This is a genomic window from Klebsiella sp. PK01 (assembly GCF_057624675.1).
In genome coordinates this window covers 14,254-29,189 of record NZ_JBYEZM010000013.1, presented here as the reverse complement: position 1 = coordinate 29,189, position 14,936 = coordinate 14,254, and the positions used below count along the sequence as shown (strand labels likewise).

General features: G+C 56.3%; 12 protein-coding genes. 7 read left to right on the top strand and 5 right to left on the bottom strand.

Annotation, left to right across the window (positions count from 1 at the left end):
- Positions 1 to 8 precede the first annotated feature (8 nt).
- The 5 genes from accB to acuI form a co-directional block, all read right to left on the bottom strand.
- Complete coding sequence (accB, locus tag AC22LX_RS24300) at positions 9 to 470, bottom strand: acetyl-CoA carboxylase biotin carboxyl carrier protein (RefSeq protein ID WP_015369456.1); 462 nt, start codon at positions 468 to 470, stop codon at positions 9 to 11.
- A gap of 22 nt (positions 471 to 492) precedes the next feature.
- Positions 493 to 945, bottom strand: coding sequence for a type II 3-dehydroquinate dehydratase (gene aroQ, locus AC22LX_RS24295; RefSeq protein ID WP_015369457.1), 453 nt, complete (start codon positions 943 to 945; stop codon positions 493 to 495).
- A 233-nt stretch (positions 946 to 1,178) separates the two neighbouring features.
- Positions 1,179 to 1,778, bottom strand: coding sequence for a protein-methionine-sulfoxide reductase heme-binding subunit MsrQ (gene msrQ / locus AC22LX_RS24290; protein ID WP_047047133.1), 600 nt, complete (start codon positions 1,776 to 1,778; stop codon positions 1,179 to 1,181).
- Positions 1,778 to 2,779 (bottom strand): protein-methionine-sulfoxide reductase catalytic subunit MsrP, encoded by a 1,002-nt coding sequence (gene msrP, locus AC22LX_RS24285; protein WP_045397237.1) that lies wholly within the window; start codon positions 2,777 to 2,779, stop codon positions 1,778 to 1,780. Before msrP ends, msrQ begins: the two co-directional genes overlap by 1 nt.
- 77 nt (positions 2,780 to 2,856) lie before the next feature.
- Positions 2,857 to 3,831, bottom strand: coding sequence for an acrylyl-CoA reductase (NADPH) (acuI, locus tag AC22LX_RS24280; RefSeq protein WP_487334258.1), 975 nt, complete (start codon positions 3,829 to 3,831; stop codon positions 2,857 to 2,859).
- A 214-nt stretch (positions 3,832 to 4,045) separates the two neighbouring features.
- On the opposite strand from acuI, the gene csrD reads away from it, so the two are divergent.
- From csrD to yhdP, 7 genes are all read left to right on the top strand, one after another.
- The gene (gene csrD, locus AC22LX_RS24275; RefSeq protein WP_015369461.1) at positions 4,046 to 5,986 is read left to right on the top strand and encodes an RNase E specificity factor CsrD; all 1,941 of its coding nucleotides are present in this window, start codon (positions 4,046 to 4,048) and stop codon (positions 5,984 to 5,986) included.
- A 300-nt stretch (positions 5,987 to 6,286) separates the two neighbouring features.
- Positions 6,287 to 7,330, top strand: coding sequence for a rod shape-determining protein MreB (mreB, locus tag AC22LX_RS24270; RefSeq protein WP_002918653.1), 1,044 nt, complete (start codon positions 6,287 to 6,289; stop codon positions 7,328 to 7,330).
- Positions 7,331 to 7,400: 70 nt separating this feature from the next.
- Complete coding sequence (gene mreC, locus AC22LX_RS24265) at positions 7,401 to 8,399, top strand: rod shape-determining protein MreC (RefSeq protein ID WP_015369462.1); 999 nt, start codon at positions 7,401 to 7,403, stop codon at positions 8,397 to 8,399.
- Complete coding sequence (mreD, locus tag AC22LX_RS24260) at positions 8,399 to 8,887, top strand: rod shape-determining protein MreD (protein ID WP_015369463.1); 489 nt, start codon at positions 8,399 to 8,401, stop codon at positions 8,885 to 8,887. Before mreC ends, mreD begins: the two co-directional genes overlap by 1 nt.
- Before the next feature lie 8 nt (positions 8,888 to 8,895).
- Positions 8,896 to 9,477 (top strand): Maf family protein, encoded by a 582-nt coding sequence (locus tag AC22LX_RS24255; RefSeq protein WP_015369464.1) that lies wholly within the window; start codon positions 8,896 to 8,898, stop codon positions 9,475 to 9,477.
- A 2-nt stretch (positions 9,478 to 9,479) separates the two neighbouring features.
- Positions 9,480 to 10,949, top strand: a complete 1,470-nt coding sequence (gene rng / locus AC22LX_RS24250) for a ribonuclease G (RefSeq protein WP_015369465.1) — start codon at positions 9,480 to 9,482, stop codon at positions 10,947 to 10,949.
- Between the two features lie 89 nt (positions 10,950 to 11,038).
- On the top strand, positions 11,039 to 14,836 hold the full coding sequence (gene yhdP, locus AC22LX_RS24245) for an AsmA2 domain-containing protein YhdP (RefSeq protein WP_047047140.1): 3,798 nt from the start codon (positions 11,039 to 11,041) through the stop codon (positions 14,834 to 14,836).
- Positions 14,837 to 14,936 lie beyond the last annotated feature (100 nt).

The window sequence follows — 14,936 nt, the reverse complement described above, 5'->3', positions numbered from 1 at the left end:
TCGCCTCGTTACTCGATGACAACCAGCGGCTCGTCGAATTCTACAGGTTGGCCGCTTTCGATCAGAATGGCTTTAACCACGCCGGCTTTGTCGGCTTCGATCTGGTTCATCATTTTCATCGCTTCTACGATGCACAGGGTGTCGCCCACGTTAACTTTCTGACCGACTTCCACAAAGGCTTTCGCGTCCGGGCTCGGGGTGCGGTAGAAAGTACCGACCATCGGGGAACGTACGATGTGACCACTGATTTCCGCTTTCGCTTCAGCGGCAGGTGCTGCTGCCGGCGCTGCGGCGGCTGGCGCCTGAGGCTGGGCGATTGGCGCAGCATAAGCTTGCTGCATTACCGGATAGCTGGCGGCCGGCGCTGCACGGCTGATGCGTACAGACTCTTCGCCTTCAGAAATTTCCAGTTCGGAGATGCCTGATTCTTCAACCAGCTCGATCAGTTTTTTAATCTTACGAATATCCATGAGTGGGTTCCGTACTCTTTGTTTAGTGTGTTTGTGACAGGCGTTTTACCGCCGTCTGTAAAGCGTATGAATAGCCGTCCGCACCTAATCCGCAGATAACGCCCGAGGCGACATCAGACAGATACGAGTGGTGACGGAACGGCTCGCGCGCATGCACGTTGCTCAGGTGGATCTCGATAAACGGGATACTCACGGCAAGCAGCGCGTCGCGGATGGCCACGCTGGTATGCGTAAACGCGGCCGGATTGATCAGGATATAGTCCACAGAGTCTTTAGCCTGATGAATTCGGTCGATGAGCGCGAACTCCGCATTGGATTGCAGGTGGTCGAGCGTCACGTTTAGCGCTTCCGCTTCTGCGGTTAAACGGTTAACAATTTCTGCCAGCGTTAGCGAACCATACTTCTCGGGTTCACGGCTGCCGAGCATATTAAGGTTTGGTCCGTTCAAAAGCAAAATGCGAAACTTGTCAGCCATTGTGCAGCTATCTCCTGCTAATCTCGGGCAAAAAACAAAATATACCTTCGATGCGCGCTTGTCACCTTTTCAGGGTTCGAAAATCCCTTCAGGAAAACCAAAGTCGCACATTATAACGATTTCGTAGCAATTGGCAGCTAAATACTGGTCTTATCAGGGAAGATTATCAACCGCTATCGTAAAAAGAGTCGCGGTTGATAAACGTTCTGCGGGGAACTGCACATATCCGGAGATTAGCGCCACCACTGGCGAAACTTCTTATAGCGGCTGGCTAAAAGTACCATTGCCAGCCCGGCATAAATCAGCGGCTGCGGCGATAAAATTTTCACCGACCATAGATAATGTATAGGGGCGAGGATCGCGACCAGATAGACGAAGTTGTGCAATGTTTGCCAACGACGGCCTAATTTTCGTTGCATGTACTGGGTTGACGTCGCCGCCAGCGCCAGTAAAACCAGCCAACTGATTAAACCAAGCGTGAGATACGGACGGTTGATTATCTCGGAACCGAGTAACGCCAGATTGTTAATGCCGAGCTCCAGCAGCGTATAGCTGGTGAGATGCAACGTTGCCCAGGCAAAGCACCATAACCCTAATAAACGACGGGTGCGTATCAATAATGGCTGTTTAGCGTAACGCGCCAGCGGCGTAATAAGCAAGGTGGCAAGCAAAAACTTCAGCGCCATCCGTCCGGTAAAATGCTGGATATCCTTCGCCGGATCGGCGCTGAAGTAGCCCTGATGCCCGGCCCAGAACAGCCAGACCAGCGGTAAAAAACCGGCTAAATGCAGCACAACTTTCAGCCAGCCTATCTGTTTAACGCTCAGACGCACTAGAAATTCTCCCGTAAGTTAAGCCCGCGATACAGGGAGGCGACTTCCTCGGCATAGCCATTAAACAGCAGCGTTGGCTGGCGTTTTACGTCGAGTACGCCGCCGGCGCCGATGAACCGCTCGCTGGCCTGCGACCAGCGCGGATGATCGACGTGCGGGTTCACATTGGCATAGAAACCGTATTCATCCGGCGCCGCCAGATTCCAGGTGGTCGGCGGCCGCTCGCGGGTTAACTCAATACTCACGATCGATTTAATCCCTTTAAAGCCGTACTTCCACGGCACGGTCAGGCGGATGGGCGCGCCGTTTTGCGGCGGTAACGCTTTCCCGTAGACGCCAACGGTCATCAGCGTGAGCGGGTGCATCGCTTCATCAAGGCGCAACCCTTCGACATAGGGATAGGCCAGGCCGCCGCCGATGAAGCGATCTTTTTGTCCCGGCATCTGTTCCGGCGCATACAGCGTTTTGAAAGCGACGTAGCGGGCGTTGCTGGTGGGCTCCACCAGCGAGAGCAGTTTATGCAGGGGGAAGCCGACCCACGGTACGACCATCGACCAGGCCTCCACGCAGCGCATACGATAAATTCGTTCTTCCAGCGGGAAACGACGGGTCAGGTCGTCGTGATCGAGCGTCAGGGGTTTGGCGACTTCGCCGCCGATGGTAAGCGTCCAGGGGTCAGTGCGCAGGCTGCCTGCGTTAGCGGCCGGATCGGCTTTATCGAGGCCGAATTCATAAAAGTTGTTGTAGCCGGCGACTTTATCTTCCGGGGTGAGGGCGAGCTTACTTTGCCATGCTGCGGGTTTATCAAAGGTCAGCGCCTTTCCGGCAGGCGCCGGCGGGCGATCGTGGCCTTTAAACCAATCGAGCAGGTCGGCGTGGGCCTTCGTTGAGAGCGACATCGCCGTCGCGCCGATACCGAGCATTTTCAGCACCTGGCGGCGCTGCAGGTTAAATACCGATTCCGCCGTTACGTCGGCTTCCGTCAGTTTTCTGGTTTTCATGGCGTCCTCCGTCATACTTTTTCCTAAGCATGACGGAGGCGGAGCGCGATCGCGAATATGTCACGAAAAATTGCAGATTAGCCGATTTTGACCAGCGTACGTCCCTGGATCTGGTTGTTCATGATTTTGTCGGCGAAGGCCGGGGCGTCGGCCAGGGTGATTTCGGTCGCGCTTTGCGCGTAAAAAGACTCGGGCAGATCGCGCACCAGCCGGCGCCAGGCTTCTGCGCGGCGCGCAGGTGGGGTCATTACCGAATCGACGCCCTGCAGGCGTACGTTGCGCAGGATAAACGGCATCACGGTGGTCGGCAGCGCGAAACCGCCCGCCAGGCCGCAGGCCGCGACGCAGCCGCCGTAGTTCATCTGCGCCAGTACTTTAGCCAGCACTTTATCGCCGACGGTATCGATAGCGCCCGCCCAGATTTGTTTTTCCAGCGGACGGCTCTCAGCGAACTCGTCGCGGCCTAAAATACGCTGCGCGCCGAGGCTTTTCAGATAGTCATGGGTGCTTTCGCGACCGGAAACCGCCGCCACCTGATAACCCAGATGATGCAGCAAAGCGACCGCCGTGCTGCCAACGCCGCCGCTGGCACCTGTTACGACGATCTCGCCATCCTGCGGTTGCACCCCGGCGTCTTCCAGCGCCATCACGCATAGCATGGCGGTAAAACCTGCGGTACCGATCGCCATCGCTTTGCGTCCGTCGAGACCTTCAGGCATGGCCACCAGCCATTCGCCTTTGACGCGGGCGCGCTCGGCCAGGCCGCCCCAGTGATTTTCTCCCACGCCCCAACCGGTGAGTAATACCTGCTGGCCAACGTGAAAACGCGGATCTTCGCTGGCGTGGACGGTACCGGCAAAATCGATACCAGGAATCATCGGAAAGTTGCGGATAATTTTTCCTTTGCCGGTAATGGCCAGGGCATCTTTATAATTGAGGCTCGACCAGTGAATATCGACCGTCACATCGCCTGGCGGCAACAGGTTGGCATCGATGTTTTGCACCGAGGAAAGGGTTTTGCCATCCTGCTGTTCTAAGATTAAAGCCTGCATATGTGGTTCCTCACGGTTTGAAGATTGGAAAAATTATTCTGCAGACTATACTCGCTAACGGCATTATTACGTGGATGTAACGCAATAAATTGCCAGATACGCCAGCTTTGGTAGTATGCGTCGCTTCAGAAAGTTAGTACTTACTTAAGCAAAAGTCTTAAAAGGGGCCCGAATGCCCTTCGGGTAGTTATTCACACGCGGAGTTAACACAGGGATGCGATTAACGACGAAATTCTCAGCATTTGTTACGCTGCTCACCAGCCTGACGATTTTTGTCACGCTCATCGGCGCGTCGCTGAGCTTTTACAACGGCATTCAGATTAAAGTTGAGAATCGCGTGCAGGCGGTGGCGACGATGCTGGACAGCCGCCTGGTAACCACCTCTTTTGAAAAGCTCGAACCGCAAATGGACGAGCTGCTGACGCCGGTAGAAGTCGAACATATTGATTTTCTGCTCAACGGCAAATCGCTTTACAGCCATACCCGCGGCGACAGTTATCGTCCGCTGGGCAGTAACAACCAGTATCGTGAAATGACGGTACCCTCGCTCAAACATCCCGGAATTTCGATTCGTCTGGTCTACATGGACCCGATGGTCAATTATTTCCGCTCGCTTCACGTCACCGCGCCGCTCTCCTTCGCCATCGGCTTCATGGTGCTGATTATCTTCTTTTCGATTCGCTGGATCCGCCGCCAGCTGGCGGGGCAAGAACTACTGGAGCTGCGCGCGCGGCGCATTCTCAGCGGCGAGCGCGGGCCGCAGGTGCGCGGTTCTGTTCATGAATGGCCGGCCAGTACCAGCAGCGCGCTGGATATGCTGCTCTCGGAACTGCAGTTCGCCAGCGATCAGCGCAGCCGCATGGATACCCTGATTCGCTCCTACGCCGCCCAGGATTCCAAAACCGGCCTCAATAACCGCCTGTTCTTTGATAACCAGCTGGCGACGCTGCTGGACGATCAGGAAAAGGTGGGGGCGCACGGTATCGTGATGATGATTCGCCTGCCGGAGTTTGATCTGCTGCGCGACAACTGGGGACGGGCGGCGGCGGAAGAGCATTACTTCACGCTAATTAATTTGCTGTCTACTTTTATTATGCGCTATCCCGGCTCGCTACTGGCGCGCTATCACCGTAGCGATTTCGCCGTCTTATTGCCGCATCGCACTTTAAAAGAGGCTGATAGTATCGCCGGGCAGTTACTCAAGGCGATGGATGCGCTGCCGTCAACACGGGTGCTGGATAAAGACGACACGATGCATATCGGCATCTGCGCGTTCCGCAGCGGCCAGTCCACTTCTCAGGTGATGGAACACGCCGAAGCGGCTACCCGCAACGCCGTGCTACAGGGGAGTAATAGCTGGGCGGTTTACGATGATTCACTGCCGGAGAAAGGGCGCGGCAACGTGCGCTGGCGGACGCTTATCGAGCAGATGCTTAGCCGCGGCGGCCCGCGCTTGTATCAGAAACCGGCGGTCATGCGCGATGGGCGGGTACATCATCGCGAGCTAATGTGTCGCATCTATGACGGTAAAGAAGAGGTGATTGCCGCCGAGTATATGCCAATGGTGCAGCAGTTTGGCTTAGCGGAAGAGTACGATCGCCTACAGATTACGCGTTTGCTGCCGTTATTAAGTTATTGGCCTGATCAAACGCTGGCCCTGCAGGTGACCGTGGAGTCGCTGATTCGCCCGCGTTTCCAGCGTTGGCTGCGCGATACCATGATGCAGTGCGAAAAATCACAACGTCGGCGGATTATTTTTGAACTTGCAGAGGCGGATGTTTGTCAATATATCGGCCGTTTACACCCGGTTATGCGGTTGATAAACGCGCTGGGCATTCGCGTCGCCGTGGTTCAGGCCGGGTTGACGTTGGTTGGCACCAGTTGGATCAAGCAGCTGGACGTGGAAGTGATCAAGCTGCATCAAGGGCTATCGCGCAATATTGAAAAACGCAGCGAGAACCAGTTACTGGTTCAAAGTCTGGTGGAGGCCTGTAAAGGGATGCCGGTACAGGTTTTTGCGACGGGAGTACGCAGTCGCAGCGAGTGGCAGGTGCTGTCGCAATGCGGCGTGACCGGCGGGCAGGGGGAATTTTTTGCCGCCTCACAGCCACTTGACACAAATGTGAAAAAATATTCGCAAAGATACTCTGTTTGATCTGCCGTTTGGCGTGATTTCACGTAGAATAACGCGCGCCATAGTAAAGGGGGTGTGCTTGTCTACCCGCCGGAATGTCGCAACTTACGCAAGACTGACCTTTGACAGGTACAAACAGAGCACGGAGCGCAGCTGATTTATTCAGCGCCGAAGGGACTTCGTAAATGTTTGTAACAAAGGAAATGAACTGCACTAATTTTCACCGTAGCAGATGATTTTTGCGCCTTGTCGCTGCTGCGTGTGGTTGGTAAAGTAAGCGGATTTTGTTTTCCGCCCCAGCTTTCAGGATTATCCCTTAGTATGTTAAAAAAATTTCGTGGCATGTTTTCCAATGACCTGTCCATTGACCTGGGTACCGCGAATACCCTTATTTATGTAAAAGGACAAGGCATCGTATTGAATGAGCCTTCCGTTGTGGCCATTCGTCAGGATCGTGCCGGTTCGCCGAAAAGCGTTGCCGCTGTAGGTCATGAAGCGAAGCAGATGCTGGGCCGTACGCCGGGCAACATCGCGGCGATTCGCCCGATGAAAGACGGCGTTATCGCCGACTTCTTCGTGACTGAAAAGATGCTGCAACACTTTATTAAACAGGTGCATAGCAACAGCTTTATGCGCCCGAGCCCGCGTGTGCTGGTGTGCGTGCCGGTTGGCGCGACCCAGGTTGAGCGTCGTGCTATCCGCGAATCCGCGCAGGGTGCTGGCGCCCGTGAAGTTTTCCTGATCGAAGAGCCGATGGCGGCCGCGATCGGCGCAGGCTTACCGGTTTCTGAAGCGACCGGTTCTATGGTTGTCGATATCGGCGGCGGTACTACCGAAGTCGCGGTTATCTCCCTGAACGGCGTGGTCTACTCTTCTTCCGTACGTATCGGCGGCGACCGTTTCGATGAAGCCGTGATCAATTACGTGCGTCGTAACTACGGTTCCCTGATCGGCGAAGCGACCGCTGAGCGTATCAAACACGAAATCGGTTCCGCTTACCCGGGTGATGAAGTACGCGAAATCGAAGTGCGCGGCCGTAACCTTGCTGAAGGCGTTCCACGCGGCTTCACCCTGAATTCCAACGAAATCCTCGAAGCGCTGCAGGAGCCGCTGACCGGCATCGTCAGCGCCGTTATGGTCGCGCTGGAGCAGTGCCCGCCGGAGCTGGCATCCGATATCTCCGAGCGCGGTATGGTCCTGACCGGCGGCGGTGCGCTGCTGCGCAACCTTGACCGTCTGTTAATGGAAGAGACAGGGATCCCTGTCGTAGTTGCAGAAGATCCACTGACCTGCGTCGCTCGTGGCGGCGGTAAGGCGCTGGAAATGATCGATATGCACGGCGGCGACTTGTTCAGCGAAGAGTAGTCAGCCTGAAGGTCTGGGGCAGCTTAAGGGCTGCCTCTGGTCTTTACTGACACGAGAATACGCATAGCCTATGAAGCCAATTTTTAGCCGTGGCCCGTCGCTACAGATTCGCCTTATTCTGGCGGTTTTGGTGGCGCTTGGCGTCATTATCGCCGACAGCCGCCTGGGTACGTTCAGCCAGATTCGAACGTACATGGATACTGCCGTCAGTCCTTTCTACTTTATCTCAAATGGTCCCCGGGAACTGCTCGACAGCGTATCGCAATCGCTGGCGACCCGCGATCAGCTCGAACTGGAAAACCGCGCGCTGCGTCAGGAGTTATTGCTGAAAAACAGCGATCTGCTGATGCTTGGCCAATACAAACAAGAAAATGCCCGCCTGCGTGAACTGCTAGGCTCGCCGCTGCGTCAGGACGAGCAGAAGATGGTAACTCAGGTTATCTCGACGGTTAACGACCCCTACAGCGATCAGGTCGTTATCGACAAGGGCAGCGTTAACGGCGTTTATGAAGGCCAGCCGGTTATCAGCGACAAGGGCGTTGTCGGTCAGGTGGTGGCGGTAGCGAAAATGACCAGCCGCGTGCTGCTGATTTGCGATGCGACCCATGCCTTGCCGATTCAGGTACTGCGTAACGATATCCGCGTGATTGCCGCCGGCAACGGCTGCACTGATGATTTACAGCTTGAACATCTGCCGGCGAATACCGATATTCGCGTCGGCGATGTGCTGGTGACTTCCGGGCTCGGCGGACGCTTCCCGGAAGGGTATCCGGTTGGGGTGGTCTCCTCGGTACGTCTGGATACTCAGCGTGCTTACACGGTAATCCAGGCTCGTCCGACTGCCGGGCTGCAGCGTTTACGCTATCTGCTGCTGCTGTGGGGCGCCGATCGTAACGGCGCCAACCCAATGACCCCGGAAGAGGTTCACCGCGTTGCCAATGAACGCCTGATGCAAATGATGCCGCAGGTGCTGCCTGCGCCTGATGCGATGGGGCCGCAGATGCCGGCGCCGGCGACGGGCCTGACGCCGCCGCCGTCCGCGCAACCTCTGCCAGCAGGGGGGCAATAGTGGCAAGTTATCGTAGCCAGGGACGCTGGGTTATCTGGCTCTCGTTTCTTATTGCGCTATTGCTGCAGATTATGCCCTGGCCGCAGGACATCACCGTCTTCCGGCCAAACTGGGTGTTGTTGATTCTGCTTTACTGGATCCTGGCGCTGCCGCATCGGGTTAACGTCGGTACCGGCTTTGTGATGGGGGCGATTCTCGACCTCATCAGCGGTTCGACGCTTGGCGTACGCGCGCTGTCGTTAAGTATCGTTGCCTATCTGGTCGCTTTAAAATATCAGCTGTTCCGTAATCTGGCGCTCTGGCAACAGGCGCTGGTGGTCATGCTGTTGTCTCTTGCCGTTGATATCATTGTTTTCTGGGCAGAGTTTTTAGTGATCAACGTCTCTTTCCGTCCGGAAGTGTTCTGGAGTAGTGTAGTAAACGGTGTGCTCTGGCCGTGGCTATTCCTGCTAATGCGTAAAGTGCGTCAGCAATTTGCGGTTCAATAAAGGTTGATATGACAACTCTGTATCTGGCTTCTGGTTCCCCGCGTCGGCAGGAACTGTTAACTCAGCTTGGCCTCTCTTTCGAACGCCTGGTTCCGGGTATTGAGGAACGGCGCGGCCCTCAGGAGAGCGCTGCGCATTATGTTGCGCGTCTGGCGCGAGAAAAAGCGCTGGCTGGCGTGGCTATGGCGCCGCGAGATCTGCCGGTGTTGGGGGCGGATACGATTGTCATTCTTAACGGCGAAGTGCTGGAAAAGCCGCGCGATGCCGGGCACGCCGCAGAAATGCTTCGCATGCTTTCCGGAAAAACCCACCAGGTGATGACCGCGGTGGCGTTGGCGGATAAGCAGCAAACGCTGGATTGTCTGGTGGTGACGGAAGTGACCTTCCGTCTGCTCTCCGAGCAGGATATCGCTACCTACGTAGCCAGCGGCGAACCTTTAGATAAAGCAGGCGCATACGGTATTCAAGGGTTGGGTGGTTGTTTTGTCAGGAAGATAAATGGCAGCTATCACGCCGTAGTCGGCTTACCGCTGGTGGAAACGTATGAGTTGCTGAGTAACTTTAACTCACTGCGTGAAGAAAAGGGATAAAGATGACGGCTGAATTATTAGTTAACGTAACGCCATCCGAGACGCGCGTCGCGTATATCGATGGCGGGATCCTGCAGGAAATTCATATTGAGAGAGAAGCGCGGCGCGGAATCGTAGGCAATATCTACAAAGGTCGTGTCAGTCGCGTGTTGCCTGGAATGCAGGCGGCTTTTGTAGATATTGGCCTGGATAAGGCCGCCTTCCTGCATGCTTCCGATATCATGCCGCACACCGAGTGCGTGGCGGGTGAAGAGCAGAAGCAGTTTACCGTTCGCGATATTTCCGAACTGGTGCGTCAGGGCCAGGACCTGATGGTACAGGTGGTGAAAGATCCGCTGGGCACCAAAGGCGCGCGTCTGACCACCGACATCACCATACCTTCCCGCTATTTAGTGTTTATGCCCGGCGCTTCGCACGTCGGCGTATCGCAGCGTATTGAAAGCGAGGCCGAGCGCGAACGCCTGAAAAGCGTGGTCACCGAATATTGCGACGAGCAGGGTGGGTTTATTATCCGCACCGCGGCGGAAGGCGTGCATGAGCAAGAGATGGCGGCGGATGCGGCCTACCTTAAGCGCGTCTGGACCAAAGTCATGGAGCGCAAAAAGCGCAACCAGACCCGTTATCAGATGTACGGCGAGCTGGCGCTGGCCCAGCGCGTGCTGCGCGATTTCGCCGATGCTCAGCTTGACCGCATTCGCGTGGATTCGCGCCTGACCTACGAGGCGCTGCTGGAGTTCACCGCGGAATACATCCCGGAAATGACCAGCAAGCTGGAACATTACAGCGGCCGCCAGCCTATTTTCGATCTCTTTGACGTTGAGAACGAAATCCAGCGCGCGCTGGAGCGTAAAGTCGAGCTGAAATCAGGCGGCTATCTGATCATCGATCAGACCGAAGCGATGACCACCATTGATATCAACACCGGGGCGTTCGTCGGCCACCGCAATCTCGACGACACTATCTTCAATACCAATATTGAAGCCACGCAGGCCATCGCGCGCCAGCTGCGTCTGCGTAACCTGGGCGGCATTATCATCATTGATTTTATTGATATGAATAATGAAGATCATCGTCGTCGGGTACTGCATTCGCTGGAGCAGGCGCTGAGTAAAGACCGGGTGAAAACCAGCATTAACGGCTTCTCGCAGCTGGGGCTGGTCGAGATGACCCGCAAGCGCACCCGCGAAAGCGTGGAACATGTGCTGTGTAACGAGTGTCCTACCTGTCATGGACGCGGCACGGTAAAGTCGGTCGAAACGGTCTGTTATGAGATTATGCGCGAGATAGTCCGCGTGCATCATGCGTATGACTCAGACCGCTTCCTGGTCTATGCTTCACCTGCCGTCGCGGAAGCTCTGAAAGGGGAAGAGTCCCACGCGCTGGCGGAAGTCGAAATCTTTGTCGGCAAGCAGGTTAAAGTGCAAATTGAGCCGCTCTATAATCAAGAGCAGTTCGATGTGGTAATGATGTAATCATTCAGCCCGTCGTTCCCGATGGCGTCGGGGGCGGTAAACAGGCGGGCTGAAGGATGAGGCGTAACAGGCTGACAAGGAGAGATGCGTTGAGGCGATGGCCCGGGATATTACTGCTCACCGTGGCAACCGTGGTGGTGATTGTTGCGCTGCTGGTGAGCGGCCTGCGTCTGGCATTGCCGCAGCTAAATAACTGGCGTCCCCAACTGCTGGAGAAAATTACCGCGGTATCCGGGGTGGCGGTCGATGCCTCGCAGATCAACGCCAACTGGGAAAACTTCGGCCCGACGCTGGACGTTCGCGATATTAAAGCCACCTTGAAAGACGGTGGCGAAATGACGATCAAACGGGTTACCCTTGCGCTCGACGTCTGGCAAAGCCTGCTACATATGCGCTGGCAGTTCCGCGACCTGACCTTCTGGCAGCTGCAAATCCACACCAATACCCCCATCCAGACCAACGACGACGGCGCCAGCCTGAAGACCGACCGAATCAGCGATCTGTTCCTGCGTCAGTTTGACCACTTTATTCTCCGCGATAGCCATTTGAGCTTCCTGACGATTTCCGGTCAGCGCGCGGAGCTGGCGATCCCGCAGCTTACCTGGCTTAACGGTAAAAACCGCCACCGCGCCGAGGGGCAACTGAGCCTTTCGAGCCTCACCGGCCAGCACGGCGTCATGCAGGTGCGGATGGATTTACGTGACGAGAACGGCCTGCTCAATAAGGGGCGCCTCTGGTTACAAGCCGACGACATCGACGTTAAACCCTGGCTCGGGCGCTGGATGCAGGACAACATCGCCCTGCAGAGCGCGCGCTTTAGTCTCGAAGGTTGGATGACCATCGATAAAGGCGATGTCGCCAGCGGCGATGTGTGGCTGAAAAAAGGCGGCGCCAGCTGGCAGGGTGACAAGCATCTGCATCAGCTGTCGGTGGATAACCTGACGGCGCATATCACACGCGAAAATCAAAGTTGGGCATTTCATATCCCCGACACGCGGATCTCGATAGACGGTAAAGCCTGGCCGCGCGGCGCGCTGGCGATGGCGTGGATCCCGGCGCAGGAAGTGGGTGGTAATAACAATCAGCGTAGCGATGAGCTGCGCATCCGCGCCAGCAATCTCGAGCTTGGCGGCCTGACCGGTCTGCAGCCGATGGCCGATAAGCTGGCGCCGAGCTTTGGCGAAGTGTGGCGAACTACCCAGCCGAGCGGCAAGATCAACCTGTTGGCATTGGATATCCCGCTGCAGGCAACGGAAAAGACCCGTTTCCAGGCCGACTGGAGCGATCTGGCGTGGAAGCAGTGGAAGCTGCTGCCGGGGGCCGAGCACTTTTCCGGCAGCCTGAGCGGCAGCGTTGAAAACGGCGAACTGCGCGCGCATATGACCCAGGCGAAAATGCCCTATGAAACGGTCTTTCGCGCGCCGCTGGAGATAGCCCAGGGCGATGCGACTCTGAGCTGGGAGAAGAACAGCAAGGGCTTTATGCTGGATGGCCGCGATATCGACGTACAGGCTACCGGCGTTCGCGCGCGCGGCGGCTTCCGCTATCTGCAGCCGGAAGGCGATGAGCCGTGGTTAGGCATCCTGGCGGGTATCAGTACCAACGATGGCGGCCAGGCGTGGCGTTATTTCCCGGAAAACCTGATGGGCAAAGCGCTGGTGGATTACCTGAGCGGCGCAATTAAGGGTGGCCAGGCCAGCAATGCCACCCTGGTTTACGGCGGCAACCCGCATCTGTTCCCTTATGAGCATAACGAAGGCCAATTCCAGGTCTCGGTACCGCTGAAGAACGCGACCTTCGCCTTCCAGCCGGACTGGCCAGCGCTGACCGGCCTGGATATCAACCTTAACTTCGTTAATAACGGCCTGTGGATGAAGGCGGATAAAGCGATGCTGGGCAACGTCACCGCCAGCAACCTTGACGCGGTGATCCCCGACTATTCCCATGAAAAACTGTTTATTGATGCCGATGTTAACGGACCGGGCAAAGAGGTCGGCCCTTATTTCAAACAGACCCCGCTGAAGGATTCGCTCGGCTCGGCGCTGGATGAACTGCAGCTGGATGGTAATGTGAGCGCTCGCTTACATCTTGCTATCCCGCTCGATGGCGAGATGACCACCGCCAAAGGCGATGTGCGGCTGAAAAATAACGATCTGTTTATCAAGCCGATTGACGCGACGCTGAAGAACCTCAATGGTCAGTTCAGCTTTGAGAACGGAGATTTAAAAAGCGGGCCGCTAAGCGCGACCTGGTTTAATCAACCGCTGAACCTCAATTTCACCACTACTGAAGGGGCGAAAGCCTTCCTCGTTGACGTCGGCATGAACGCTAACTGGCAGCCGACGCGTACCGGCCTGCTGCCGAAAGCGGTCAATGATGAACTCAGCGGCAGCGTCCCCTGGGATGGCAAAGTGGCCATTGAGTTACCGTATCACGGTAGCGCGAGCTACAAAGTCGATATCAACGGCGATCTGAAAAATGTGAGTAGTCACTTACCTGCGCCGGTGAATAAATCGGCGGGCGAACCGTTGCCGGTGAAAATCAACGTGACCGGTGGCTTAAACAGCTTCGATCTGACCGGCAACATCGGCAGCAAGAACCACGTCAATAGCCGCTGGTTACTGAATAATAAGCTGACGCTCGACCGGGCGATTCTGACCTCCGACAGCAAAGCGATTCCTTCGCTGCCTGAAGCATCAGGCGTCGAGCTGAACATGCCGGCGATGGATGGCGCGCAATGGCTGGCGTTGTTCCAGCGGGGGGCCGTCAACGAAGTGAGCAGTAATATGGCTTTCCCTGAGCGCGTGACGCTTCGTACACCGTCGCTGGCGTTCGCCGGGCAAAACTGGAATAACGTCAGTCTGGTCTCCCAGCCTGACGGTAGCGGCTCGAAGGTGGAGGCGCAGGGGCGCGAAATCAACGCTACGTTGACGATGCATAAGAACGCGCCCTGGCTGGCGGCTATTCGCTATCTCTATTACAACCCTTCCAGCGATAACAACGGCACGGCGAAAAAAGAGAGCGGCCCGCTGGCTGATACCCGTCTGGATTTCCGCGGCTGGCCTGATTTACAGCTGCGCTGTAAAGAGTGCTGGCTGTGGGGGCAAAAATATGGGCGAATCGACGGTGACTTCGATATCAAGGGCGATACGCTCACCCTCAGTAATGGCCTGGTGGATACCGGCTTTGGCCGGCTCACTACCGATGGCGTCTGGGTGAATGCGCCCGGCGGCGTGCGTACCTCGCTGAAAGGCAAGCTGCACGGTAATAAAACGGATGACTTCGTGAACTTCTTTGGCGTTTCGACGCCGGTAAAAGGCTCGTCGTTTGATGTCGATTACGATCTGCACTGGCGCGCGCCGCCATGGCAGCCTGATGTCGCTTCGCTGAACGGGATCCTCAAAAGCCGCCTCGGCAAAGGCGAGTTTACTGACCTGAGCACCGGTCATGCCGGTCAGCTGTTACGGCTATTGAGCGTTGACGCGCTGCTGCGTAAGCTACGCTTCGATTTCAGCGACACTTTCCAGGAAGGCTTCTGGTTTGATTCGATTCGCAGTACGGCATGGATTAAAGACGGCGTATTGAATACGGATGATACGCTGGTGGATGGCCTTGAAGCCGACATCGCGATGAAAGGTTCGGTCGATCTGGTGCGCCGTCGTTTAGATTTACAAGCGGTGGTGGCGCCGGAAATATCGGCGACCGTGGGCGTAGCGGCGGCATTCGCCGTCAACCCGATCGTCGGCGCGGCGGTTTTTGCCGCCAGCAAGGTGCTTGGGCCGCTGTGGAACAAAGTGTCGATTCTGCGCTATCGCATTACGGGTCCAATCGATCAGCCGGAAATCAACGAAGTGCTGCGCCAGGCGCGCAGCAACAAAAAGCAATGATTTGACGAGTACGGGGAATTATCGCACTCTCAATAGAGGGCATTTTCTCCCCGTCATCTTTTTCGCCGCATGGCATTCCCCTGTGTCAGGCGGCAACAAA